Raw genomic sequence first — 21657 nt, 5'->3', positions numbered from 1 at the left:
CCGCCATGCTGATACGGAAGATAGGAAGCGTCCCCCTCTGCGGACGCTTCCAGTATACGGCGGTCCTATTCTCCCCGCGCCCACCGCGCGATCAGCCGCTGCGGCGTGCCGCAGGTCTTGCGCTTGAAAACGAAGTTGCGGCACTTCTCGACGAACTGGCCGCGGTTGTACAGCATGTCCTGCCGCATCTCCGCCAGCTCCGCCTCCCGGCACCGTTCCAGCTGCTCCAGATCCAGCGTCTGCTTGCGTTCGCGCCAGACTTGCCAGGCCGGAGTCAACAGCGCCTGTTTCGCCGCCTGCAGCAGCCAGCGGCCGAATTCCTGCTCGTCGCGCGGTCCGATGTCTTGCACCATTCCCAACCGCCAGGCCTGGCGCGCGCCAAGCGGCAGGCAGTCGTTGCACAGCCGGACCGCAGCCTCCGCGCCCACCGCGCGCGGCAGGGTGTAAGTCCAGTATTCCGAACCGTACAGGCCCATGGTCCGGTAGTGCGGATTGAATACCACGCCCTGCCGCGCCAACACCACGTCGGCGGCCAGCGCCAGCATCACCCCGCCGGCTCCGGCATTGCCGGCCACGCCGGCCACCACCAGTTGCGGCGCGGTGAGGATTTCCCGGCAGACGTCGTCTATCGCCTGGATGTTGCGCCAGGCCTCCGCGCCAGGATCGGCCGCCGCCTGTATCACATTGAGGTGGATGCCGTTGCAGAAGCTGCCGCGGCCGCTGCGCAGCAGCAGCACTTCGCTATCCTGGCGCTTGACCCATTGCAGCGCCTCTTGCAAGCGCAGGCATTGCTCGGTGCTGAGCGCGCCATTGTAGAACTCGAAAGTCAGCTCGCCCACCTTGCCCACCTGGCGGTAACGGATGGGCTGATAGGATTCTTCGCAATGCGGATGGCTGGCGACGGACCACTCCAGCCTGGGCACGCCATCCAGCAAGCCGGCCAGCAGATGGCGCGCCGGCTGCTTGAAGGTTTCCTCGCCGGCCTCCGGCGCACGCCGCAAGGCGCCCAGCCACAGGCTGGCGTCGCCTGTGCCCACCAGCACCGCGTCGTCGTGCACCGCCAATATTTCCCCGGGGCTGCCGCGGCGGTGGTCCAGGTGCGCGTCGTACAGGTAATAACGGCAGCCGGCCAGGTTCGCCAGCACGCCGGGCTGGCCGTCGGCGGCGTCGATGCGGCGCTTGATCTCCAACGCCGGCGCATGCCAGTCGAAAGCGCGGTCGGCCTGCTTCATATTGGCCTGCAGCCGGCCGCGCACCGCCGGATCGGCATAATCCACCGCCACGGGACGATAGCCGCCGATGAATTTCTCCACCACATCGCGTATGCAATAGATGGCGGCATCGCTGACCAGGCCATTGTAGAGCTCGGACTTGCGCAGGCCGGCAGGCAGATCGAACTCGCGGCTGGACCACACCGGCCCGGCATCCATCTCCTCCACCGCCTGCAGCGCGGTCACGCCCCAGCGTTTCTCCTGCAGGCTAATCGCCCAGTCCAGCGCCGAAGCGCCGCGGTCGCCGACGATGCCGGGATGGACGATCACCACCGGAAACGGGCTGTCGCGCCATAGCCGCGCCGGCACCCGGTCTTTCAGGAATGGGCAGATCACCAGTTGCGGCCGGGCGGCCTCGATCTGCCGGCAGACGTCGTCGGCATCGCTGAACAACACCACGCTGGGCTGATGGCCGGATTCGCGCAATTCCAGCCAGGCGCGCTGGGTAAGGCCGTTGAAGGCCGAGGACAACAGGACGATTCTCAAGGCTTGCACTGCGTTTTCCCCGCTAGATGGGTAAATGGAAGCGGAGATGCTAGGCTGGACAATTTCAATGGCATTTGACTGATGCCAAGCTTTGCGGCATCCGACCTGACCGACTGACCGAAGGGACAGTCGGCTGGCATACGGTTGGCAACAGCATTAGGCGGATCGCCGTTTTCGGCAAATGGCCCATTCCGCGGAGGCGAAAATATGGGCAAAAAAATCCGCCGGGCAGCCATGCGCCGGCGGACTAACAGGGTAGAGAAATGCAATGCGGACAATCAGCCCATATTCATGCCGGCAGAGGACCGGGAGGCGGTTTTGATTGCCTGGACCGGCGCGGCCGACGCTTTTTCCGGCGCCGCGGCCAGCGCCGCCAGCGATGCGGCGGCCGGCTGCTGGACTGCGCTGCCCACGTCCACGCTGGCGTGCCGGACTTTTTGCTCGCCGATGCGGCTGATCAGCATGGCCTTACCCGGATCGGCGGCGCTGAGCGCGGCGCCGTCGGCCTTGTCCATGCCGCCTCTCCAGCCACTGCTAGCCAACGACGCGCTCAGATTGTCGACTTGCCCGGGATTCAGCCCTGCCAGCCTGGGCTCGCGCTGCTGCAACGCCTCCACCGCCTTGGCGGTTTGCATGGCGAATTTCTGCTTGTCGGGCGACAGCGCGTCATTTTCTGTAAGCAGCTTCTGCAGTATTGTCCGGTCTGCCGGCAACGGATTGATCTGGCGCCGGTTCAAAGGACTACTGTGGAAAGGAGTATGGATACTGTCGAAATCCCTAACATTGCTGACTGGCTTGAGAGAACCCTCATAATTGGTAATCTCCTGCAAACCCGCATTGCCATAAATCTGCATATGCAGGCCAGCATGGCCCAAGCCTTTCCAAGTAAAATCAATGCAACTATTGGTTGCTCCATTATAATTTAAATTAAAATACGTGTCCGATTGACTCTTGGCAGCCTCTCCATACTCCTTCAACCTCTCATACTGCTCCTTCGAAATCTCGATTGTTCGAATATAATAAGGCGAGGCATATTTGGCGGTATCGCCTTGCTCAACAATACCAAGCCCAGTCGCTCGCCCATGTTCTTTAGGCGAAAAACCATAATCATCATACGCCTTGCCGTTGGAAATCCCATACCAGACATGGCCGGCAGCTGAAGTCGCATTAGAGTCAAAACCACCCCCAGACAATTTTGTCCCAGGTGCTGCCACATAAACACTCACAGTATAAGACATAACAAATATCTCAATTACTTCCCATAAACAATATGATCGAACACCACTCTAGAACGCAACCCAGCCAAACGAGCATCTCCTTTTACAAGCTCAACACTTGCATAGTACTGCCCTGGCTCAAATTTATAATCAAGCACATCGAGGTCTATATAAACCAACTTATTATCCTCACCACGCTTGCCTGATAAAGGACCCGACAAAAAAACACCCCCATGCGCATCCTCACTCTTTCCGACACGCTCCCCATACAAGGTTACGGGCAACCACTGCTTACCATTAAAATGAAAAACACTGACCCGAAACTCAAGCTTGACATGCTCCAACAAATCCGGAATCACGTCCTTCGGTCTATTGAAAACAAACCTAGCAATCAAGCCATATCGATTTAAGTTTTTATTAAATTTACCTGGCACAATCCAAAAAACAGAATTGACCTTTTGACCAGGCTTATCCATTCTAAAATCAAAGCTCATTGGAGCCTGAGGCTGAACAAACCAATACGGGTCCCGTGAACGCTCACGCCAAAAAAAAACACTCATCACCAGCCCGGCAGCCAAGATAAGTAACAACAAAACCAACGCACAACGGTTTTTTTTACGCAGCACTCCATACTCCTTCATCTCAATTTTCGGCATACGCATTGCTTCTCGGCTGCTATGTTCCGCCATGACGCCTGTTTGATACAAGCAACAAAATCCCAAAACCCCTCTCGGCTAACAGCAGACTCCGTCGCTAACCGCTGATGATGGCCGCTCTCACATCCCCATGCCAGGCTGCTTGGCGCGGGCAAGTTGCTGGTGCGCCTGCGGCTTGGCCGGCTCCTGCCCGTGTTCGGGCGCCGCCGCCAGCAGAGATAGGGAATGCTGGGCCGATTGCTTGATCGCATCCTTCAACTCCACCGCGGCATGCTCGACCTTGTTGGCCGCGCTCTTGTAAAGCATGCTGATCTTGCCGGGATCGACGGCGTTCACCACGACAGCCCCCACCTTCTCTATGCCTTTCTTCCAGCCCTCCACCGCTAGCGCCGCGCTGAGGTTGTCGATATGGTGCGATGCCAGATCCTTCAACCTGCCATCGCGCTGCTGCATCGAGCTCACATGTTGTTGAGCCTGGTTCAACAAGCTCTGCTTGCCTTCAGACAAACCCGGATGCCGCGCCGCCTCCCTCTGCTGGCTGGCCTGTTGCGCCGCCTGAGGGCCGGCTTCCGGTTTGTAGAAGTCGTCCTTGGGCCGCAAAGCGCCCAGAAAATCCTGCTTGCTCCAATAGGGGTTACTGCTCAGATTGACTTCCGCCGGTCCGGTGGAGGTTTGCGAACCGTAGAAAATCTGCTCGCCCTTCTCGTTTTTGCCCTTGTAGACCGCCACATGCTGGCCGCCGCCTTCCATCTTGAACATCAGGATGTCGCCCGGCTGCAGGTCTTTCTTGTTGTCGATCAGATTGAAATTGCGCTTGGCGTAGTCGCTTACATTGGCATGGGGATGCTGGCCGCCGTGTCCGCCGTTGAACAAGGTGTGGGTGGTGAAGTTCGCCGCGCTCTTGAAATCGTCGGTCACCTTGGTATTGCCCAGCTGCAGCGTGCGCCACACCAGCGATGAGCAATCCACGCCTTTCTTGCCATCTTTATCCTTGTCCTCTTCCAGGCGGCTGCCATCGATGCGATTGCCGTTGGGTTTCTTCTTGTTGGCCAACTGGCCGGCCATGTCGCCGCGGCCATATTCAAAAGTGCCGTCGCCGAAATGCTCCAGCGCGGCGTTGACCATGCGCGAGCCGCGGTCTGCGCCCTGTACCGGCTGCGGATGATGCGATTTGGCTTGAGCATGATCGGCAGGCTGCGCCCCGTGCGGCTGAACATGCGCAACCGGAGCGGTTTTGCCCGGCACGCGAGCCTCCTGGGTCTGCTGCAGATGTGGAGCGGGCTTGTGCGCTTGCTCCGGGACGGATTTCGCTTGCTCGGACTGCGGCTTGACTGCGGCGGTCAGGCCGGCAGCAGCGGCCGGCGCGTGGACAGGTTGCGCCGCGGTAGCGCCCGCCGGGACCGGCTCGGCGGCCACTGGCGCCGGCTTGCCCTGCCGCAATGCGGCTGGCGCAGCGGCATACGCCGCGCTGACTTGTTGCGGCTTGTTGCCAACATCCGTTCCCACCAGACTGATCTTGCCTGGATCGGCGGCGTTGACCACCGCGCCGTTGATCTTGGCCATGCCTTGGCGCGCGGCGTCGGCGGCCAGTTGCCCGCTCAGATTGTCCAGTTGCGCGGCATCCAGCTTCTGCAGGCGGGCATCGCGCTGCTGTAGCGCCTGCAAGACGCTCCTGGCCTCCTGCGCCAAGTGCTTTTGGTCAGCCGGCAACAGCGTCCGTACCTGTTCCGCCGCTTGGGCAGGCGCGGCAACCGCTGGAGGCGGAACCGGAACAGCAGGCTGAGATGACCGGTCATGCGTAGCCGAAGCCGCTTGGGCTGGCAGGGGTGATACCGGCGGAACTTTGGCAGTTTGCGACTGGGCGGGCTGCGTCGCCGATGGCAAATGCGTCTTGTCCGCTTGCCGCGGCGGCGTGGATTTGTCCTGTGATGCCGCCTGGCCGGACAGCTTGCTATTGGCAGGCTCGGATTTGCCGGCTTGCGCCGCTTTCTCCATGCCGCTCCGCTTCAATGCCAGCTCATGCATGTCCTGATAGTTTTCACTTTCCCTGACCTTGACATGGACTGTGACCTTTTCCTTATCCTTGTTGGTGTGGATATATGTCAAACCGGACAGCCCAGCGACATGGTATGAATGCTCTTTGTTATCCAAGGTACCGATATCTTTGAAGACTCGGTGCGGATTGCCGGTTACGCTGCTGACATCCTTATTGGCACCCATCGCCATGTAATCCGTTGATTTTTTCCCACTGCCGTCGACCGCGATCGTTTTGCCGCCACTATTGATGAAGTCCCTCACCGACCCCGCGCCGCCCAGATGCGCCCCGGCCAATATGCCGCTTTCGGTCATGGTAATCCCGGCAATCTTGGTTCCGATCACCGCCTTCAGCTTTTCCTTGCCAACCAAGCGTTCCAGCGTTTTCCAGTTTTCCCTGGTATAGGCTTGGAAGAACTCATCCTGCGCTTTGGGACTCTTCAACCAATCCTGCAGGCTATGCACCCCATCCTTGCCGGTCCATGCTCCTGTGCGCTTGTCAATGAAGCCCAGCTGTTTGCCAATCGCCTGCCTTTCCGCCTTGCCCAACTGGTATTTCCCGGCATAACCATACTTGTTCACCTTGTCGGACGATCCCCCGCCCTCGGCCTGCCACAACATGGCGCCATACGTTTGCTGAGCCGCCGCTTTCTGAAAATTACTCAGCTTGCGCCCTTCTACCGCCTCGATATTCCCGGTAAATGGCATGTTCTTTGCCGCTGCGGCATTCCTAGACTCCATGGATGTGCTCATCTTCAATATCCTTTTTAAAATTCACCTAGTTTGCTCAGCTGCCACCGCGCTTTACTAAGCATCCCGCAAGCCGGCACGCGCCGCGCCTCGCTAGGCAGTCGCGGGGGAAGACCATGCGCGCTCAACGCGGCTTCCACCGGCTGGCTCTAGCCACAATCAAATAAAATGTTTATCATAATAGATATTACATCAAATATTTTTACAAGCAAATGACCGATAAAATCATCTTGGGATCGCGGCGCGCATCTCATGCCGCCAGCCCGCTACACTGGATTTGTCAGCCGTGCGCCGGCAACGGATAATCGCCGGCCACACACGCAAGGATGTAGCCAATGGATGATACAAGCGTGCGCCTGTCCAAGCGCATGGTGGAATTGGGCCTGTGCTCGCGCCGCGAAGCCGATGCCTGCATCGAGCAGGGCCTGGTAAAGGTCGATGGCGAAACGGTGACCGTGCTGGGCAGCCGGGTGCTGCCGGAGCAGAAGATCGAATTGACCGGCAAGCCGCAGCTGCTGGCGGACCTTCCGGTGACGATGCTGCTCAACAAGCCCGCCGGCGCCGCGCAAGCGCCGGCGCAACTGCTGGGAACGGATAGCCGCGCGCCGGAAGACAAGGCGGAACAGGCATGGCTGCCGCGCCACCGCCAGCAACTGTGGCTGGCCGGCGCGCTGGACGACACCGCCCACGGCATGGTGGTGCTGACCCAGGACAAGCGCCTGCTGCGCAAACTGGCCGACTGCGAGATGGAATTCCTGCTGCAAGTGGCGGCCGCGCCGGCAGCCGAGGAACTGAAGGCACGCGTCGCCGCCGTCCGCCTGGACGGCAAACCGCTGCGCAACTGCAAGATCAACCGCCAGAGCGACCGCCAACTGCGCTGCGTGCTGCACGCGCCGCGTCCGGGCCAGCTGGAGGCCATCTGCCGCGAGGCGGGAATAGAATTGCAGGACGCCCGCTGTATCCGCATCGGCCGCCTGGCGCTCTCCGGCCTCAAGCCGGGACAGTGGCGCTATCTACAGCCGTTCGAACGTTTCTGACCGCATCCACCGGCTGTTAGGTGGGCCAGCTTGTCCGGGTTGCGCATCACGTACAGCCCGGACACCCGGCCGACTGCATCGCATTGCAAAGCCACGCTCATCAGCAATCGCTCCTCCTCCCACACCAGAACGCCGGGCATGCCATTGAGCCGTTGCGCGCACCATGCCGCGCCCTTGCGCTCGGAGCGCCGCCACAAACCGCGCAGCAGCCTGGACACCGCGCGCCGGCCGGCAAGCGGCGCCGGCAACGCCAACGCCTTGCCGCCGCCGTCCGCCTGATAGCGGACATCCATCGCCAGCAAACCCGCCAGCCTATCGACATCGCCACCTTGCAGCGCATCGACGAAGGCCGCCGCCAACGCCTGCGGATCGCCGGGAGGCCGCGCCGGCACTGCCTGTCCGCCGTCTTGCAGCCGTCGGCGCGCCCGGCTGGCCAGCTGGCGGCAGGCGGCCTGGCTGCGCTGCAGAATCGCCGCGAGTTGCGGATATTCGACATCGAACACCTCGCGCAGCAGAAAAGCCGCGCGCTCCAGCGGCTCCAGCCTCTGCAACGCCAACAGATAAGCGTAGGACAGTTGCTGCGCCCGCTCGGCCAGTTGCTCCGGCCCCGCCGCCAGGCAGTCGTCTCCGTCCGCCAGCGGCTCCGGCAGCCAGACTCCTACATATTGCTCGCGCCGCCGCCGTGCCGACTTGATCTGGTCCAAGCACAGGCGGGCCATCAGTTGCGTCAGGTACGCGCCAGGCGCCGCGATCCCCTCCAGATCGCACTCGCTCCAACGCAACCAGGCCTCCTGCGCCAAATCCTGCGCCTCGGCGCGCGAGCCCAGCATGCGGTAGCCCAGTGCCAGCAGGCGGGGGCGATGTTGCATAAACAGCGGCAGATGCATGGTATCAACCCAGGAAAAATCATGTCGATGTCACAATGATAAAGCTTGCCTCGTCATGGAGGGCATTCATCGACGCAAGAAAGCTCACCATGACCACGCTCCCCCCTCCTCCCGCCAGAATCCTGATCCTCGGCGGCGGCTACGCAGGCCTGTGCCTGGCGCGCCGCCTGGCCCATCCGGCCATGCCGCCAAGCGACATCACCCTGCTGGATGCCTCCAGCCACTGGCAGGAGCGCATCCGCCTGCATCAGGTGGCCGCCGGTCAAAACCTTCCGCGTTTCGATTACCAGCAAACGCTCGCTCCCCTGGGCATACGCTTTGTCCAGGCGGTGGCCAGCGCCATCCACCCGCATGCGCGGCGCGTCGAGGCGCAAACCCCTGCCGGAGAGGCGCTGGAGCTGGAATACGACTACCTGGCGCTGACATTGGGCAGCCACATCGCGCAAGACCCGGCCCTGGCCGATCCGCAGCTGCTGCCGCTGGACTCGCCCATCCAGGCCGCCATCCTGCACCGGCATCTGCAGGCGCAACCGGACGCGCGGGTGCTGATCGTCGGCGGCGGCCTGTCCGGCCTGGAAAGCGCCTTCGAGATCGCTGACGCCTGGCCGCGGGCCAGCGTGACGCTGGCGGACGCCGGGCGACTGGCCGCCAGCAGCCAACCCGGCGGCCTCAGCCATCAGGCAGTGGACTATCTGATCCAGTCGGCCCGGCAGAAGCGCATCGACTGGCTGCAAGACGCGCGGGTGATAGCCAGCCAGGACGGCACCGCCCGTTTCGAGCGCGGTGGCACGCTGGACTTCGACATCGGCCTCATTTCCGCCGGCTTCGCGCCATCGCCGCTAGCCAGGGCGGCCGGCCTCAGCGTCAACGCGCGCGGCCAGGCGCTGGTGGATGCCAGCCTCGCCAGCGTCGGCCACCCCGAAATCTTGGCCGCCGGCGACTGCGCCGCCATCGCCACAGCGGAAAGCGGCCCCTGCCGCATGAGCTGCGCCGCCGCTCTGCCGGCGGCGGTAGGCATCGCCAATACGCTGCGCGCGCGCCTGTTGGGCCAGCCGGCGCCGGACTACGTCTTCCGCTACGTGTTCCGCTGCCTGAGCCTGGGCCGGAATGACGGCCTGATCCAATTTGTCGACAGCCACGACGCGCCGACCCGCCAGGTCTGGACCGGCATCGAAGCGGCTCGCTGGAAGGAGTTCATCTGTCAGCGCACGCTGGCCACGCTGGGCCTGGCCGAAACGCCCCATCAGCCGCAGTTGCCACCACTGGCGGTGATGCCGCGGCTGCTGCAAATGCAGAGCTTTTTCGCCGAACCGGCGTGAAGCCACTCCGCCTCCGGGCCTGTGAGAAAGCAGGCCTCGCGGCGGCATCCCCCGCCAGGCGGAAACCTCAATCCAGTACAATGGGGCATGGCCCATTGTTCGAACGATCCGCCCTCGGGCGGGTCGAACGCCGCCAATCAGATGAAACATATAAGCAAATCAATTGGAACTAGGCTTTCGATATCCCGTCTCTATAACACTCAGTCATTCAACCGGAATTCTGCCCATGCCCCATGACACCCCCCTGATCTCCACCATAGTCGGCGGCCTGGTATTCGCCTTCGCCTTCGGCATGCTGGCGCTGCGCCTGCGCCTGCCGCCGCTGGTGGGCTATCTGTGCGCCGGCATCCTGGTGGGCCCGTTCACGCCGGGTTTTCACGCCGACACCGCGCTGGCGCCGGAGCTGGCCGAACTGGGGGTGATCCTGCTGATGTTCGGCGTCGGCCAGCATTTTTCGATCAAGGACCTGATGGCGGTCAAAGCCATCGCGGTGCCGGGCGCGCTGGTGCAGATCGCGGTGGCCACCATCCTCGGCATGGGCTTGTCGCGCTTCCTCGGCTGGCCGCTGGGCGAAGGCCTGGTATTCGGCCTGGCGTTGTCGGTGGCCAGCACGGTGGTGCTGCTGCGCGCGCTGGAGGAACACGGCTGGCTGGAAACCGAGGACGGCAAGATCGCCGTCGGCTGGCTGGTAGTGGAAGACCTGGTCATGGTGCTGACCCTGGTGCTGCTGCCGGCAGTCGCCGGCGCGCTGGGCGGCAGCCAGGCCGCGCCCACGCTAGGCCAGCTAGGCTGGACGCTGGCGCTGACGGTGGGCAAGGTGGCGGCCTTCGTCGCGCTAATGCTGGTGGTCGGCCGCCGCTTCATCCCGTGGATGCTGGAGCGCATCGTCCACACCGGCAACCGCGAGCTGTTCCGCCTAGGCGTGCTGGCCACCGCGCTGGGCGTGGCCTACGGCGCCACCCAGCTGTTCAACATCTCCTTCGCGCTGGGCGCCTTCTTCGCCGGCATGGTGATGGCGGAGTCGCCGTTCAGCCACCGCGCGGCCGAAGAGTCGCTGCCGCTGCGCGAAGCCTTCGCGGTACTGTTCTTCGTCTCGGTGGGCATGCTGCTGGATCCGCAAGTGCTGCTGGACGACACCCTGATCCTGCTGACCACCGTGCTGATCATCGTGCTGGGCAAGTCGCTGGCCGCCTACGGCATCGTGCGGCTGTTCCGCCGCAGCCACGCCACCAGCATGCGCATCGCCGCCAGCCTGTCGCAGATCGGCGAATTCTCCTTCATCCTGGCCGGCCTGGGCATGTCGCTGGGCCTGCTCAGCCCGCGCGGCCAGGCGCTGATCCTGGCCGGGGCCATCGTCTCCATCCTGCTCAACCCAATGATGTTCGCGCTGGCGGAGCGCTACCGGCCGGCGGCGCCGGTCGCCGAGTGAGCGCGGGAAATGCTATAAACATCTCGGCCGGGCCGACCCGGCCGGCCGCCTATGGTAGAATCGCGCGCAAAGTGTTCAATTTGCTATGAAAAAACTCGTCGCCACGCTGTGCCTGCTATGCTTGGTCCTGCCCGCTCTCGCCGGCAGGCTGCTGCCCGACAGCCTGGTGATGGGCAAGCTGGGCGATCAGAACGCCGAAGGCATCGCCTTCGTCCGCGCCGACCAGACCTTCTTGCAGCGGCTGGGCGGATTGATCGCCGTCTCGCCGCCGCGCTTTGCGCTGTCGCCGGGCCTACGCGTCTTCGACGCCTACAACCGCTTTATGCTGAGCGGACAACTGAACGATCTGAAGGACCGCACCGTGGGCGTGACCTTCGATCCTCAAGGCAATATCAACCGCATCTGGGTGCTGGGCGACGATGAAATCGCGGCGTTGAAGCAACGCCAGACCCAGGCCGCGCCTTAAAACCGAACCGCTGGAAACCCGAGTAGCAATGAAGAAGGTATACATCAAGACCTTCGGCTGCCAGATGAACGAGTACGATTCCGACAAGATGGCGGACGTTCTGGGCAGTACCGAAGGCATGGTCAAGACGGACAATCTGGAAGAAGCCGATGTCATCCTGTTCAACACCTGTAGCGTGCGGGAAAAGGCGCAGGAGAAAGTCTTCTCCGACCTGGGCCGCGTCCGCCCGCTGAAGGAAGCCCGCCCCGACCTGATCATAGGCGTGGGCGGTTGCGTCGCCTCGCAGGAGGGCGACACCATAGTCAAGCGCGCGCCCTACGTCGACGTGGTGTTCGGCCCGCAGACGCTGCACCGGCTGCCGGAAATGATCCGCGCCAAGCGCGACAGCGGCGAGGCCCAGGTCGACATCTCCTTCCCAGAGATCGAGAAGTTCGACCACCTGCCGCCGGCCAAGGTGGACGGCGCCGCCGCCATGGTGTCCATCATGGAAGGCTGTTCCAAGTACTGCTCGTTCTGCGTGGTGCCCTACACCCGCGGCGAAGAGGTATCGCGTCCATTCGAGGACGTGCTGACCGAAATCGCCGGCTTGACCGCCCAGGGCGTCAAGGAAATCACCCTCTTGGGGCAGAACGTCAACGCCTACCGCGGCCTGATGGCCGACGGCGAGATCGCCGACTTCGCGCTGCTGCTGGAATACGTGCACGAGGTGCCCGGCATCGAACGCATCCGCTTCACCACCAGCCACCCGCGCGAATTCTCCCAGCGCATCATCGACTGCTACGCCAAGCTGCCCAAGCTGGTTTCGCATCTGCATCTGCCGGTGCAGAGCGGCGCCGACCGAGTGCTGATGGCGATGAAGCGCGGCTACACCGCGCTGGAGTATAAGTCCATCATCCGCAAGCTGCGCGCTATCCGCCCCGGCCTGGCGCTGAGTTCGGACTTCATCGTCGGCTTCCCCGGCGAGACCGAAGCCGATTTCGAGCAGACGCTGAAGCTGGTGAAGGAGCTGGAGTTCGACTTCAGCTACGTGTTCATCTACAGTCCGCGTCCCGGCACCCCGGCGGCCAATCTGCCGGACGACACTCCGCACGCGGAAAAGGTGCGCCGGCTGGAAGCGCTGAACGAGGTCATCGAGGCCAGGGGCTTCGAGATCAACCAGGCGATGGTCGGCACCGTGCAGCGCGTGCTGGTGGAAAATGTGTCGCGCCGGGATGCCGCCATGCTGGCGGCGCGCACCGCCAACAACCGCGTGGTCAATTTCATCGGCCATCCGCGGCTGCTGGGCCAGATGATAGACGTCAGGATCACCGAAGCCCGCCCGCACTCGCTAGCCGGCGAGGTGCTGGTTCACGAAAGCGCCTGAGCCGCGTGCACACCATTGTCATGCTATCGCGGGCGCGGCGTCGGGCGTATGCTGTGCTTCGTCCCAACACGGAGAAACCATGATGTTCGTCGTCTCGCTGAGCTATACCGCCCCGCTGTCCGATATCGACGCGCTGCTGGACGCGCACGTCGGCTGGCTGAAGCAGGCCTACGCCGATGGCTTGTTCCTGGCCTCCGGCCGCAAGGTGCCGCGCAGCGGCGGCGTGATCCTGGCCCGCGGCGAGCGCGCGGCGCTGGAGGCGCGGCTGGCGCTGGACCCGTTCGCGCAGAACGGCGTGGCCCGCTACGACATCATCGAGTTCGTTCCCGGCATGACCGCGGCCGGACTGGAAGGACTGCTGGAAGCATGAAGCTGCAGGGCATCAGGGCCGTACTGCTGGACTTGGACGACACGCTGTTCGATGACGCCCACGCCACCGCGCAGGCCTTCGCCGCGTTCATCGCCCCCCATGCCCGCCGCTTCGCCCTCGGTCCCGCCGAGCTGCAGGCGCGCTGGCGCGCCTGCATCGACCGCCACTGGCGCCGCTTCGAACAGGGCGAGCTGAGCATAGAACAGCAGCGCCATGAGCGCCTGCGCGACTTTCTGGATCAGCCTCAGATGAGCGAGGCAGAAGCCGCCCGCGTGTTCCAGCCGTATATGGACGCCTACCGCCGCCACCGCCGGCTGCTGCCGGGCGCGGCGGCCTTTCTCGACGCCACCCGTCATCTAACGCGCATCCTGGTCAGCAACGGCGGCGCGGAACAGCAGCGGGCCAAGCTTGAATTCCTGGGCATAGACCATCATTTCCGGCATCAGGTCACGCCCGAAACCGCCGGCGTGGCCAAGCCGGACGAGCGCATCTTTCAACACGCGCTGGCGCTGGCCGGCCATCCCCCGCAAGCCTGCCTGATGGTCGGCGACGACGCCGAACGCGACATCGAACCGGCGCAACGGCTGGGCATGGCGACCTGCCAGGTCGGCGCCGGCCGGCATGCCGCCATTTTTGAAACGCTTAGCCAACAGCTGCGGAACGCATGAGCACGACAGAACCCTTGAGCTTCAACCCAGTGGACAACGAGCGGCTGGCCCGCCTGGCCGGCCCGCTGGACGAAAATCTGAAACAGATCGAAATCGGCCTGGACGTCACCGTGCAGCGCCGCGGCGAGAACTTCCGCGTGCAAGGGCCGCAGGCCAAGATGGCGGTGGAGGCCTTGACCCGGCTTTACCTGCTGGCCGCCAGCCAGGATGTTTCCGTCGACGACGTGCAACTGTCGCTGGTGGAATTGCGCCAGCGCCAAGCCAGCGGCGAAGAAGAGGAATCGCCGGTGCTGGCCACCCGCCGCGGCGACCTCAAAGGCCGCACGCCCAACCAGGCCCGCTACATAAAGGCCATTCTGCAGCACGACGTCACCTTCGGCATCGGCCCGGCCGGCACCGGCAAGACTTATCTCGCCGTCGCCTGCGCGGTGGACGCGATGGAGCGCGACGCGGTCAAGCGCATCGTGCTGGTACGCCCGGCGGTGGAAGCCGGCGAGAAGCTGGGCTTCCTGCCCGGCGATCTGGCGCAGAAAGTGGACCCGTATCTGCGCCCGCTGTACGACGCGCTGTACGACCTGATGGGCTTCGACCGCGTCACCCGGCTGTTCGAGAAGAACCTGATCGAGATCGCGCCGCTGGCCTATATGCGCGGCCGCACGCTGAACCACGCCTTCATCATTCTCGACGAGGCGCAGAACACCACGCCGGAACAGATGAAGATGTTCCTCACCCGCATCGGCTTCGGCTCGCGTGCGGTGATCACCGGCGACGTCACCCAGATCGACCTGGCCCGCCATCAGAAGAGCGGCCTGGTCGAAGTGGAGCGCATCCTGGGCCAGGTGCGCGGCATCCATTTCCACCATTTCACCAGCCTCGACGTGGTGCGCCATCCGCTGGTGCAGAAAATCGTCGACGCCTACGACAACTACCAAAGCCAGCAAGATGAAACAAGCCAAACGTAACCCGCTGCTCGCCCGCCTGGCGGCGCGGCTGCAATTGACCCTGGACGTGCGCAGCGACGCCGCCTTCCTCCCGCCGCCGGCGCTGATCCGCCGCGCCTGCCAGGCGGCGCTGCAGCGCGACGTCAAGCAGGCGCAAATCAGCATCGTCGTCGTCGACGCCGCTGAAGGGCGTCAGCTCAACAATGATTACCGCGGCAAGGATTATGCGACCAATGTGCTGTCCTTCGCGCTGAACGAGGGCGAAACAGTGGCAGGCCTGCCCTTGTTCGGCGACTTGGTGCTGTGCGCGCCGGTCGTCGAACAGGAAGCCGCCGAGCAGGGCAAGGCCCTGATGGCGCACTACGCGCACCTGTTGGTGCACGGCATGCTGCACCTGCAGGGCTTCGACCATGAAGAAAATGATGAGGCCGAAACGATGGAAGCGCTTGAAACCGTCATCGTTCAGCGGCTAGGATATCCCGATCCCTACCACGAGGAGCAGTTCTAAGAAATGGAAGACCCCAGTAAACCGCGACCCAGCTGGCTTGAACGCCTGTCCACCATGCTCTTGCGCGAGCCGGAAGACCGCGAGGAGTTGATCGAGCTGTTGCACAACGCCTTCGAGCGCAACCTACTGGATGCCGAAGCCCTCGGCATGATAGAAGGCGTGCTGGAAGTGAGCGAACTGACTGTCCGGGACGTGATGATCCCGCGCAGCCAGATGCATGTGCTCAACATCGACGACCCGATCTCCCGCTTCCTGCCGACCGTGATCGACTCCGGCCACTCGCGCTTCCCGGTGATAGGCGAAAGCAAGGATGACGTGCAAGGCATCCTGCTGGCCAAGGAATTGCTGCGTTACTTCCATGCGCCGGCCACCTTCAATCTGAAGACCGTGCTGCGGCCGGCGGTGTTCGTGCCGGAATCCAAGCCGCTGAACGTGCTGCTGCGCGACTTCCGCGCCACCCACAACCACATGGCGGTGGTGGTGGACGAATATGGCGGCGTCTGCGGCCTGGTGACCATCGAGGACGTGATCGAGCAGATCGTCGGCGACATCGAGGACGAGTACGACATCGAGGACGACGAGGACGACATCGTGCCGGTGCGCGGCAACGAACGCTACCGCGTCAAGGCGCTGACCGAGATTGAAGACTTCAACCACTATTTCGGCACCGACTACGCCGACGACGACGTCGACACCGTCGGCGGCCTGGTGATCTCGCTCACCGGCCACCTGCCCAAGCGCGGCGAAAAGATCGAGGCCGCCGGCCTGCGCTTCACCGTGCTGCGCGCCGACAGCCGCCGGCTGGACAGCCTGCTGGTGGAACGCATCCAGCTGTCCGCCAGCCAGGTCGAATAAGACCTATGCTGAAGGCAGCCTGCCTTGCGCCGGCTGCCCGGCCCATCCATTACACTTGGCAATACGCTAGCCCATGCGAATACTGATCCTGCTTCTGGCCGCCGCGCTAGCCGGCGCCCTCACCGTCTTCTCCTTCGCCCCCTACCGGCTGTTCTGGCTGATGCCGCTGTGCCTGGCCGCGCTGATGGAACTGATCCAGCGCGAGCCGCGCCGCGCCTTCTGGCTGGGCTATGTCTGGGGCGTGGCCGCCTACACCAGCAATTTCCACTGGCTGTACGCCAGCCTGCACGACGTCGCCGGACTGCCGGCGGCGATCGCCGCGCCGCTGGTGCTGCTGCTGCCCGCCTACCTGGCGCTGTACCCCGGCCTGGCCGCCTGGGTGGCCTGCCGCATCGACCCGCGCCCCTGGGTGCGCTACCTGGTGGCCTTCCCCGCCGCCTGGGAGCTCGGCGAGTGGTTGCGCAGCTGGGTGATGACCGGCTTCCCCTGGGCGGCGGCCGGCTATTCGCAGATCACCGAAAGCCCGCTGTCCGGCTATGCGCCGCTGGGCGGCATCCACCTGGTAAGCTATCTGGTGGCCTTGTCGGCCGGCGCGTTGATGATGCTGGCGCGCAGCAATATGCGTCTGCGGCTGGGCATTCTGATTGTCGCCGCCCTGCTGTGGTGCAGCGGCTTCTGGCTGCGCGACGTGGAATGGACCACCCCGCAGGGCAAGCCGATCAGCGTGGCGCTGGGGCAGGGCAATATCGCCCAGGAGCTGAAATGGACGCCGGAAAACCTGGAACAGTCGCTGCTCACCTACTACCGCCAGGTGGCGATGACCCGCGCCGACTTGATGATCCTGCCGGAAACCGCGCTGCCGCTGTTTCTCGACGACCTGCCGATCGGCTATCTGACCATGATCCGCGGCGAAGCCAGCCGCGCCGGCATGGCGCTGGCCAGCGGCATTCCGCGCCGCACCAACGACGGCCGCGGCTACCTGAACTCGGTGGTGGCGCTGTCCGATCCGAAAATGCCCTATTACGCCAAGGACCACCTGGTGCCGTTCGGCGAATTCATTCCGCTGCCGGGCCTGATCGGCTGGATCTACCAGTACATGAACATGCCGCTGTCCGGCTTCAGCCGCGGCGGCGCCAATCAGCCGCCGCTGCTGCTGGCCGGCCAGAAGGTGGCGTTCAACGTCTGCTACGAGGACAGTTTCGGCGAAGAGCTGGCGGGACCGGCAGCGCAGGCCGGCATGCTGGCCAATGTCAGCAATCTGGCCTGGTTCGGCAAGAGCGAGGCGATGAGCCAGCATCTGCAGCTGTCCCAGGCGCGCTCGCTGGAAACCGGCCGCTACATGCTGCGCGCCACCAACAACGGCATGACCGCCATCATCCGCCCGAACGGCGAGATTTCCGCCATCGCCGCGCCGTTCACCGCCCAGGTGCTGACCGGCTTCGCCCAGAGCCGCCAGGGCCTGACCCCGTACATGCGGACCGGCAACCTACCGGTGGTGCTGGGCTGCGGCGTTTTGCTGCTGGCCGCGCTATTGCTGGGCTGGCGCCGGCGCGGCAGGCACTAGGCTAGCGCCGCTCGCCGACGGAGAAACGCGACACCAGCTGACGCAGGTTGGACGCCAGCTGGTCCATATTGTGGATGGCGCGCGACGCCGACTGCGAAGCGGCAGCGTTGCTGCTGGCGCTGTGGGCGATCTGCTCGACGTGCTGGGCGATGGTCTGGCTGGCCACGCTCTGCTCCTGCAAGGCGAAGGAGATGTCGCCGACCACCGCGATCACGCCGTTGGCGCTGTCCTGGATCCGCGAAATCTCCTCGCCCGCCTGTTCCGCCAGCCCCAGTCCGGCCTTCACCCGGGATACCGCCTCCTCCATGCTGCTGCGCGAATTCTGCGCGCCTTGCTGCACGTCCTGGATCATGGCGGCGATCTCCTGCGTCGCCTGCGCGGTGCGCTCCGACAGCTTGCGCACTTCGTCGGCCACCACCGCGAAGCCGCGCCCCAGCTCGCCTGCGCGCGCCGCTTCGATCGCCGCGTTCAACGCCAGCAGATTGGTCTGGTCGGCAATGTCGCGGATCACCTGCATGATGCTGGAGATGGTCTCAGTCTTATCGGCCAGGCTGGTGATGATGCCCGAGGTCTGATCCACCGCCTCGTTGATGCGGCGCATTTCGCTGACTGCCTCGGCGATCACCGCGCTGCCGCTCTTCGAGCGCGTGCCCGACTCGCCGGCCAGATCGCGCGCATCCTGCGAACGGTCGGCGATATGGTTGACGCTGACCGTCAGCTGTTCGATCGAGGCCGCCATCGCGGTGGCCGCCTCGCTTTGCTGCTCCGAACCCTTCCCCACCGCCGCGGCTTCGCCGGTCACCTCGCTGCTCGCTTGCGACAACTGATTGGCATCGGCGATGATGTCCCGCACCAGATGCCGCAGCTCCTCCTGCATCCCGCTGACCGCCGCCATCAGGCTGGTCTGGTCGCCGGCCTTCAGCTCCACCGGTTCCGCCAGCTGGCCGGAGGCGATGCGCTTGACCACCGCCACCGTCTCCAGCGGATCGGCGCCCAACTGGCCCAGCACATTGCGCAGCACCATGCCGCCCAGTCCCAGCAAGACCAGCAGCGCCAAGGCCAGCACGCCGCCCAGCCACAACAGCTGCTTATGGAAGGCAGCGGCGACGTCGTCCAGGTAGATGCCGGTGCCGACCACCCAGTGCCAGCGCGGCGTGGTGGTCACATACGACAGCTTGGGCTGCGGCTGATCGAAACCGGGCTTGCTCCAGACGTATTCGGCGAAGCCCCCGCCCGCCGGCGAGGAGATCGCATCGCGGAACAGCCCCAGCAGCTCGACGCCGTTGGCGTCCTTCACCCCGGCCAGATTCTTGCCTATCAGTTCCGGCTTGGCGCCATGCGCCACGTAGTTCCAGTCGGAGTCATAGGAGAAGAAATATTCGCGCTTGTCGTAATGCATGGAGCTGAGCACCTTGGACACTGCGCGCTTGGCATCCGTCTCGCTGATCTTGCCGCTCTGGGCCAATTGCTCATAGGTGGACACCAACGTCACCGCGCTCTCGACCAGGTTTCGCACCTTGTCCTGGCGGTCCTGCATCATGGTCTGGCGCTGGTTGAGCACCGAGGCCGCGCCCAATGCGCACACCACCAGCACCACCAGCGCCATCAGGCCGAACAGTCTGGTTTTCAAGCTCATGCCCGCCGCGTTTGCCATTTCCCGCTCCCTCCCCTGGCACATATCCATGATGTGCTTGTTTTGATATTTCTACTATGGACTTATTCTAGGAACCGACGCCGATGCCCGCCATGTCGATTTGCCGGCTCCACGGCAACAAAAAACCCGGCGAAGCCGGGCTTGGGATGCGGCGTCGCCGCGCTCAGACGCGGAAGCTGGAGAACAGCTGGCGCATGCTGCTGGCGGAGTGCGACAACTCGCTCAGCGTTTCGCGCACCGTCTGCAGCGCGTCGTCGCTGTCGACGATGCGGCCGTTGATCTGCTCGGTGCTCTGGGCGATCAGCGTGGTGGCCTTGTGCTGTTCGCTGGTGGACAGGGTGATTTCGTTCATCTTGGCCATCACCTCCTCCATCGCCTTCTGGATCTGTTCGATGCGCTCAACCGCGCCCAGCGTCAGTTCCACGCCGCCGTCCACCGAGCTGACGGTGCGCTGCATATTGCTTACCGCCTGACTAGTTTCCTCGCGGATGGTGCTGACCATGCCGGAGATCTCCACCGTGGCCTGGCCGGTGCGCTCGGCCAGCTTGCGCACCTCGTCCGCCACCACCGCGAAGCCGCGGCCCATTTCGCCGGCGCGCGCCGCCTCGATCGCCGCGTTCAACGCCAGCAGATTAGTCTGGTCGGCGATGTCCTTGATCACATTGGTGATGCCGCTGATCTGCTGCGAGCGCTGATCCAGCGAAGACAGCATGCTGGACAGCCCCTTCACCGCCTCCACCGTGCTGTTCATTTCACTGGAGATGCGCTGCATGCCGCTGGCGCTTTCGCTGGAGACTTCGCCGGTATGGTTGACCAGGCTGTCCGCCTCGCGCGCAGCGTCGGCGATGTGGGAAATGCTGACGGTGATCTCCTCCAGCGTGGCGGCGTTGGAGCTGGACACGTCGGCGATCTGCCGCGAATCATGGGCCACCTTGTCCACCGTCTGGGTCACGCTCTCCACGCCGCCGGTCACCCGCTCCGCCTCGCTCTTCACCGCCACGAACATGCTTTGCAGCTGGCCGATGAAGCGGTTGAACGCGGTGGCGGTCTCGGCGATTTCATCCTGGCCGCTCACTTGGATGCGGCGGGTCAGGTCGCCCTCTCCCTGCGAGATTTCCAGCATCGCGCCGCGCAGGCGGCCAAGGCCCGACAACATCTTGCTCAGCATCACGCTGGCCAGCGGAATCAGGATCGCCACGCACAAGGCCCCCAGGCCGATGATGGTCATCAGCAGGGTGTGCAGCGGGCTGGTCACCACCGACTCGTCGGTCACCACGCCCAGCAGCCAATTGGTGCCCTCCACCGGCTGCACCTCCACCAGCTTGCTCTCGCCGCCTATGCCCACCTCGGCCATCTCGTTGTTGCTGGCCAGTTGCGTCAGGCGCTCGCCGGTCAGTTCCGGCACCTTCTCCGATAGCGGCTTCAACGTCAGGCTGTTATCCGGGTGCGCGATCACCTTGCCGCTCTTGTCGGTGAGGAAGGCATAGCCATTGCCGCGCAGCTTGACCGACAACACCGTTTTGACCAGATCGTCGATGAAGATGTCGCCGCCGATCACCGCCTTCAGCGTGCTACCGTCCTTCACCGGGGAGACAAAGGTCACCACCAGCTTCTTGGTGTCGAAATCGACATAAGGATCGGACACGCCAGGCTGGCCGCTAGCCTGCGCCTGCTGGTACCAGGGGCGCGCCACCGGATCGTAGCCCTGCGGCTGCGGCTTGAAGTCGGAACGGATCATCCGGTGGTCGGCGGTGCCGATATAGGTCATCGCATAGCCGCCGGCGTCGCTCAGCCGCGCCAGCATCGGCATCGGTTCCGGCATCGCCAGCACCTGGTTGCCCGCCAGCACCACCTTGAGCTTGCTCTGATACCAGCCGCTCACCAGGCTGGCATAGCCCTTGGAGGTGCCGTCCAGCTCGTTTTCCACGCCGTGGACTATTTCGCTACGCATCTGGCTGTACACCAGAACCGTAATCACCACGCCCAACACCACCAACAATAGGGCAATAAAAGCAATCAGTTTGACACGCAAAGAGCGCATTGCACTTTCTCCTTATCCCCAATCACTTGCGGCGCCGCCACAGCTTTGGCCCCGCTGTGTCAGGCACTGTTATGATGTATTACTTCTCTGGTTTAGTCGCTAACCGAACAAAGCTCAACGCCCGATTTCACTCTGCATCGA

Annotated in this window: 18 protein-coding genes; 11 read left to right on the top strand and 7 right to left on the bottom strand. The window is 63.7% G+C overall.

What is annotated here, in order from left to right:
- Positions 1–65 precede the first annotated feature (65 nt).
- From BI344_RS18635 to BI344_RS18620, 4 genes are all read right to left on the bottom strand, one after another.
- Positions 66–1766: a hydrogenase maturation protein gene (locus tag BI344_RS18635; protein ID WP_071114311.1), complete on the bottom strand. Its 1701-nt coding sequence runs from the start codon at positions 1764–1766 to the stop codon at positions 66–68.
- Positions 1767–2035: 269 nt separating this feature from the next.
- Positions 2036–2995: a hypothetical protein gene (locus BI344_RS24135; RefSeq protein ID WP_139167076.1), complete on the bottom strand. Its 960-nt coding sequence runs from the start codon at positions 2993–2995 to the stop codon at positions 2036–2038.
- A 14-nt stretch (positions 2996–3009) separates the two neighbouring features.
- Positions 3010–3663 (bottom strand): hypothetical protein, encoded by a 654-nt coding sequence (locus tag BI344_RS18625; RefSeq protein ID WP_139167075.1) that lies wholly within the window; start codon positions 3661–3663, stop codon positions 3010–3012.
- Between the two features lie 87 nt (positions 3664–3750).
- Complete coding sequence (locus BI344_RS18620) at positions 3751–6285, bottom strand: XVIPCD domain-containing protein (protein WP_071114308.1); 2535 nt, start codon at positions 6283–6285, stop codon at positions 3751–3753.
- 464 nt (positions 6286–6749) lie between these two features.
- On the opposite strand from BI344_RS18620, the gene BI344_RS18615 reads away from it, so the two are divergent.
- The gene (locus BI344_RS18615; RefSeq protein WP_071114307.1) at positions 6750–7451 is read left to right on the top strand and encodes a S4 domain-containing protein; all 702 of its coding nucleotides are present in this window, start codon (positions 6750–6752) and stop codon (positions 7449–7451) included.
- Here BI344_RS18615 and sigJ read toward each other — a convergent pair.
- Positions 7424–8320: an RNA polymerase sigma factor SigJ gene (gene sigJ / locus BI344_RS18610; RefSeq protein WP_206600431.1), complete on the bottom strand. Its 897-nt coding sequence runs from the start codon at positions 8318–8320 to the stop codon at positions 7424–7426. The genes BI344_RS18615 and sigJ overlap by 28 nt on opposite strands.
- 107 nt (positions 8321–8427) lie before the next feature.
- On the opposite strand from sigJ, the gene BI344_RS18605 reads away from it, so the two are divergent.
- From BI344_RS18605 to lnt, 10 genes are all read left to right on the top strand, one after another.
- Positions 8428–9657: an NAD(P)/FAD-dependent oxidoreductase gene (locus BI344_RS18605; RefSeq protein ID WP_071114305.1), complete on the top strand. Its 1230-nt coding sequence runs from the start codon at positions 8428–8430 to the stop codon at positions 9655–9657.
- Between the two features lie 226 nt (positions 9658–9883).
- Positions 9884–11086, top strand: a complete 1203-nt coding sequence (locus tag BI344_RS18600) for a cation:proton antiporter domain-containing protein (protein ID WP_071114304.1) — start codon at positions 9884–9886, stop codon at positions 11084–11086.
- Positions 11087–11171: 85 nt separating this feature from the next.
- A complete protein-coding gene (locus BI344_RS18595) occupies positions 11172–11552 on the top strand; it encodes a hypothetical protein (protein WP_071114303.1) in 381 nt (126 codons plus the stop codon).
- Positions 11553–11580: 28 nt separating this feature from the next.
- A complete protein-coding gene (miaB, locus tag BI344_RS18590; RefSeq protein WP_071114302.1) occupies positions 11581–12915 on the top strand; it encodes a tRNA (N6-isopentenyl adenosine(37)-C2)-methylthiotransferase MiaB in 1335 nt (444 codons plus the stop codon).
- Positions 12916–12994: 79 nt separating this feature from the next.
- A complete protein-coding gene (locus BI344_RS18585) occupies positions 12995–13285 on the top strand; it encodes a YciI family protein (protein ID WP_241499400.1) in 291 nt (96 codons plus the stop codon).
- Positions 13282–13953 (top strand): HAD family hydrolase, encoded by a 672-nt coding sequence (locus BI344_RS18580; RefSeq protein ID WP_071114301.1) that lies wholly within the window; start codon positions 13282–13284, stop codon positions 13951–13953. The genes BI344_RS18585 and BI344_RS18580 overlap by 4 nt, the downstream gene beginning before the upstream one ends.
- A complete protein-coding gene (locus BI344_RS18575) occupies positions 13950–14915 on the top strand; it encodes a PhoH family protein (RefSeq protein ID WP_071114300.1) in 966 nt (321 codons plus the stop codon). Before BI344_RS18580 ends, BI344_RS18575 begins: the two co-directional genes overlap by 4 nt.
- The gene (gene ybeY, locus BI344_RS18570) at positions 14896–15402 is read left to right on the top strand and encodes an rRNA maturation RNase YbeY (RefSeq protein ID WP_071114299.1); all 507 of its coding nucleotides are present in this window, start codon (positions 14896–14898) and stop codon (positions 15400–15402) included. The genes BI344_RS18575 and ybeY overlap by 20 nt, the downstream gene beginning before the upstream one ends.
- 3 nt (positions 15403–15405) lie before the next feature.
- Positions 15406–16257 (top strand): HlyC/CorC family transporter, encoded by an 852-nt coding sequence (locus BI344_RS18565; RefSeq protein WP_071114298.1) that lies wholly within the window; start codon positions 15406–15408, stop codon positions 16255–16257.
- 73 nt (positions 16258–16330) lie between these two features.
- A complete protein-coding gene (gene lnt, locus BI344_RS18560; protein WP_071114297.1) occupies positions 16331–17821 on the top strand; it encodes an apolipoprotein N-acyltransferase in 1491 nt (496 codons plus the stop codon).
- Between the two features lies 1 nt (position 17822).
- Here the strand turns inward: lnt and BI344_RS18555 are convergent, their stop codons facing one another.
- Complete coding sequence (locus BI344_RS18555; protein WP_071114296.1) at positions 17823–19475, bottom strand: methyl-accepting chemotaxis protein; 1653 nt, start codon at positions 19473–19475, stop codon at positions 17823–17825.
- A 163-nt stretch (positions 19476–19638) separates the two neighbouring features.
- Positions 19639–21516, bottom strand: a complete 1878-nt coding sequence (locus BI344_RS18550) for a methyl-accepting chemotaxis protein (RefSeq protein ID WP_071114295.1) — start codon at positions 21514–21516, stop codon at positions 19639–19641.
- Positions 21517–21657 lie beyond the last annotated feature (141 nt).

This window comes from Chromobacterium sphagni, from assembly GCF_001855555.1.
Classification (GTDB): Bacteria; Pseudomonadota; Gammaproteobacteria; order Burkholderiales; family Chromobacteriaceae; genus Chromobacterium; species Chromobacterium sphagni.
This window is presented reverse-complemented; position numbering and strand designations above follow the sequence as displayed.

What these genes read in the sequence shown, in the direction of transcription:
- BI344_RS24135 (WP_139167076.1), bottom strand. Translation starts at nt 2,995, where the DNA reads ATGTCTTATACTGTGAGTGTTTATGTGGCAGCACCTGGGACAAAATTG.
- BI344_RS18625 (WP_139167075.1), bottom strand. Translation starts at nt 3,663, where the DNA reads ATGGCGGAACATAGCAGCCGAGAAGCAATGCGTATGCCGAAAATTGAG.
- BI344_RS18620 (WP_071114308.1), bottom strand. Translation starts at nt 6,285, where the DNA reads ATGTTGTGGCAGGCCGAGGGCGGGGGATCGTCCGACAAGGTGAACAAG.
- BI344_RS18615 (WP_071114307.1), top strand. Translation starts at nt 6,750, where the DNA reads ATGGATGATACAAGCGTGCGCCTGTCCAAGCGCATGGTGGAATTGGGC.
- sigJ (WP_206600431.1), bottom strand. Translation starts at nt 8,320, where the DNA reads ATGCAACATCGCCCCCGCCTGCTGGCACTGGGCTACCGCATGCTGGGC.
- BI344_RS18605 (WP_071114305.1), top strand. Translation starts at nt 8,428, where the DNA reads ATGACCACGCTCCCCCCTCCTCCCGCCAGAATCCTGATCCTCGGCGGC.
- BI344_RS18600 (WP_071114304.1), top strand. Translation starts at nt 9,884, where the DNA reads ATGCCCCATGACACCCCCCTGATCTCCACCATAGTCGGCGGCCTGGTA.
- BI344_RS18595 (WP_071114303.1), top strand. Translation starts at nt 11,172, where the DNA reads ATGAAAAAACTCGTCGCCACGCTGTGCCTGCTATGCTTGGTCCTGCCC.
- miaB (WP_071114302.1), top strand. Translation starts at nt 11,581, where the DNA reads ATGAAGAAGGTATACATCAAGACCTTCGGCTGCCAGATGAACGAGTAC.
- BI344_RS18585 (WP_241499400.1), top strand. Translation starts at nt 12,995, where the DNA reads ATGATGTTCGTCGTCTCGCTGAGCTATACCGCCCCGCTGTCCGATATC.
- BI344_RS18580 (WP_071114301.1), top strand. Translation starts at nt 13,282, where the DNA reads ATGAAGCTGCAGGGCATCAGGGCCGTACTGCTGGACTTGGACGACACG.
- BI344_RS18575 (WP_071114300.1), top strand. Translation starts at nt 13,950, where the DNA reads ATGAGCACGACAGAACCCTTGAGCTTCAACCCAGTGGACAACGAGCGG.
- ybeY (WP_071114299.1), top strand. Translation starts at nt 14,896, where the DNA reads ATGAAACAAGCCAAACGTAACCCGCTGCTCGCCCGCCTGGCGGCGCGG.
- BI344_RS18565 (WP_071114298.1), top strand. Translation starts at nt 15,406, where the DNA reads ATGGAAGACCCCAGTAAACCGCGACCCAGCTGGCTTGAACGCCTGTCC.
- lnt (WP_071114297.1), top strand. Translation starts at nt 16,331, where the DNA reads ATGCGAATACTGATCCTGCTTCTGGCCGCCGCGCTAGCCGGCGCCCTC.
- BI344_RS18555 (WP_071114296.1), bottom strand. Translation starts at nt 19,475, where the DNA reads ATGGCAAACGCGGCGGGCATGAGCTTGAAAACCAGACTGTTCGGCCTG.
- BI344_RS18550 (WP_071114295.1), bottom strand. Translation starts at nt 21,516, where the DNA reads ATGCGCTCTTTGCGTGTCAAACTGATTGCTTTTATTGCCCTATTGTTG.